Here is a 2,487-nt window from a genome sequence, read left to right as displayed (position 1 = left end):
CGCCTGCGAAGATCCCGTCGATGTCAGGGTTCTCGGCGAGGATCTGTGCGATCGCGAGCTCCTTCTCGGCGTCGGGCCGGACGAACTCAACCTCGCGGACAAGCGCGGGCAGGCCGGCCGCCGCGACGAGGTCGCGATACGCCTCGGTTCGCTTGTTGCCGGGCATCCTCATGCGGCTGTTGTTGCGCAGGCACAGGATCCGGCGGCACCCGTCGTCGAGGAGGCGCCGCGTGGCGAGCTCGCCCATCCGATAATTGTCGCTCGCGACCTGGACGGAGCCTTCACCGAGATCGCAGTCGATTCCCACGAGGCTTAAGCCCATCTCGGCGTACGCCTCGGCACCGATGTTCAGCGAGTTGACGATGACGCCGTCGACCATGTTGCGCCGGAGCATGTCGATGTAGGCACGCTCGAGGTCGGGACGGCAGGCGCTGTTGCACAGGAGCATCTTGAAGCCGTTCTCGGCAAGCGTGCGCTCGACCGCCTGCACGATCTGGCCGTGGAACGGACTGCTCACAAAGGGGACGATCATGCCGATAAGGTTGAGCCGGCCGTTGAGCATGGCGCGGGCGATGTCGTTGGGCGCATAGTTGATGCGCTCCATCGCGGCGTGGACTTTGTCGCGGGTTTCTTTGCTGATGTAACCGCGGTTATTGAGCACGCGCGAGACCGTCGTCGGCGAGACCCCGGCGACCGCCGCGACCTCTTTGATCCCCGGCTTCGCCGCTTCCTTCGATTGGTTGCCCCCACGTGCCATGACGTCGCCGCCCTCGGTATGTCAATCCTTGCCATATTTATTCAGCATACCCCAACGGGCGCCCACGGCTTCCCGCTCGCGGAAATCGCCGTGCCGGCAAGAAGCTCGAGGCCGTCCAAGCCGCGAGACGCTACTTGTGCGCCCCGGAGTACCGCGCGTACGCATCCGAGATCCCGCGGTCCTTGAGCTGGTCGACGACGTGCACCGCCACATCCTCGCTCGCGTACAGCCCGGCGGTGACGGAGTACCAGGTCTCTTTGTTTAGGTTCCCCCAGTCCGTCGTGCAGACGACGGTCGCGTCGGGGAACCCGGATTTCTGCAGCTCCTCGACCTTGTTCCAGGACGTTTCGGGGTTCTTGCTCGCCATAGCGAACGCGCCCCAGAACGGCGCCGCGCCATTGGGCGCGCCCGAGGACGCGGCGTTCCGCTGGGCATGAGCGGCCTCGTCCTTCGCCTTCTTCGCCTCCTGCTCGGCCCGCTTCTGGGCCTCGGCGGCGTCCTTCGCCTGCTTCGCGGAGACCGCTGCGTCCCTCGAGCTCCTCGCCGCGGAGGCGAGCGCCTTGGCGGTGGTCTCCGAGTCGCAGCCGCCCTGCATCGCGAGCTTCTCGGCGGTATCGAGCTGCTCGTCCGTCACGTCGATGGGGTCGATCTTGTTGCCGAGCTTGATCGCCTCGCCCGAAGATGCGTCGACCTCCTGATCCTTCTCCAAAGAGCTATCCAGCTTAAGCCCGAACGTCGTGCACGGCGTGGCCCACACGGTCCCGTCGTGGCCGAGCGGGGAGCCGGCGAGCCCCCAGCTCGTACGACCCCTGGACCAGCTTCAGGCCCTTGCCGTCCGAGTCGACGAACGCGGTCATGTTGACCCGGTTGCCGTCGACGTCGGTCCCCGTCACGCTGACCGGCAGCTTCGACGCGCCCTCGGACGTGTCCCATCCGCCCCCATAACGCCGAGAGTCACGGCATGCTCGGAGTGTTTTGCCTCGTAATCAGCCTGTTCCTGCGCAATGCGCTCTTGGTCGGCCCGGTAAACGCCGAAGTAATAGCCCGCTCCCCCGCCGGCCGCGATCACGACGGCGGAAAGGAGTGCGATCGCGACGGCACGGCGCGTGGCGGGCTTCTCGCCGACGCGGGGCGATGCCGCGGCAGGCGCCTCAGCGGGGGCGGTAAGGCCGGCAGGCGCGGCAGCCGGCATGGCGGTAGTCGCGCCCGCAGTCATCGCGTCGATGCCGTCGGTCAACGGTGCCCCGCAGTTGGTGCAAAACTCCGCGCCCTCTTCGTTCTCCGCCCCGCATTCCGTGCAGTACATCGGCATCCCTTTCCGCGCTTTATCAGGCCTTCTTCATCATGTACCAAGAAGCCCGCGCCGCGTTGCGCAACATTTCGCGCGCCCCGCCCCTCTTTGCAAAAAATCGGGCTTCCGTTGGCCCGAATGCAAAGAAAACGGCACTTGTTGGTCCCGCGAGACTCAACAAGTGCCGTTATTTTTGCAAATGGGCCAACGGAAGCCGTTTTCTTTGCAAGAGGCCCAACAAGTGCCGAATTCTTTGCATGAGGCGCAAGGCCGGCGAGCAGGGCTCCCCGGCGCCTCGCCCCTTACCGCCCGCTCTCGCGGACGAGGTCGGCGAGGTGGTCGGCCGCGGCCGCGACGTCGGCGGCGTCGGCTTGCCAGCTCCAGTTGCCCTCGGCCACGCCGGGGACGTTCATGCGCGCGTCGTCGTCGAGGCCGAGCA

The 2,487-nt window shown here is 66.3% G+C and carries 5 protein-coding genes; all 5 read right to left on the bottom strand.

Annotated elements, in window-relative coordinates; genetic code table 11:
* Window positions 1–757, bottom strand: a 757-nt coding sequence (locus tag ACT84W_RS01605) for a LacI family DNA-binding transcriptional regulator (protein WP_444327975.1), incomplete at its 3' end; no start/stop codon positions are given.
* A 130-nt stretch (window positions 758–887) separates the two neighbouring features.
* Window positions 888–1,466, bottom strand: coding sequence for an SPOR domain-containing protein (locus ACT84W_RS01600; RefSeq protein ID WP_444327974.1), 579 nt, complete (start codon window positions 1,464–1,466; stop codon window positions 888–890).
* Between the two features lie 13 nt (window positions 1,467–1,479).
* Window positions 1,480–1,650 (bottom strand): hypothetical protein, encoded by a 171-nt coding sequence (locus ACT84W_RS01595; RefSeq protein ID WP_444327973.1) that lies wholly within the window; start codon window positions 1,648–1,650, stop codon window positions 1,480–1,482.
* Window positions 1,647–2,063, bottom strand: a complete 417-nt coding sequence (locus ACT84W_RS01590; RefSeq protein WP_444327972.1) for a zinc-ribbon domain-containing protein — start codon at window positions 2,061–2,063, stop codon at window positions 1,647–1,649. The genes ACT84W_RS01595 and ACT84W_RS01590 overlap by 4 nt, the downstream gene beginning before the upstream one ends.
* A 287-nt stretch (window positions 2,064–2,350) precedes the next feature.
* On the bottom strand, window positions 2,351–2,487 hold a 137-nt coding region (locus ACT84W_RS01585; RefSeq protein ID WP_444327988.1), incomplete at its 5' end, for a hypothetical protein.

Origin of the sequence: Paratractidigestivibacter sp. (genome assembly GCF_052362415.1) — a bacterium.
In the GTDB taxonomy this organism is placed as follows: domain Bacteria; phylum Actinomycetota; class Coriobacteriia; order Coriobacteriales; family Atopobiaceae; genus Paratractidigestivibacter.
Note: the sequence above shows the minus strand (reverse complement) of the source record. Positions and strands in the feature narration are given on the sequence as shown.

Bases quoted from the DNA above. Each gene is read 5' to 3' on its own strand.
- ACT84W_RS01590 (WP_444327972.1), bottom strand. From the start codon at position 2,063: ATGTACTGCACGGAATGCGGGGCGGAGAACGAAGAGGGCGCGGAGTTT.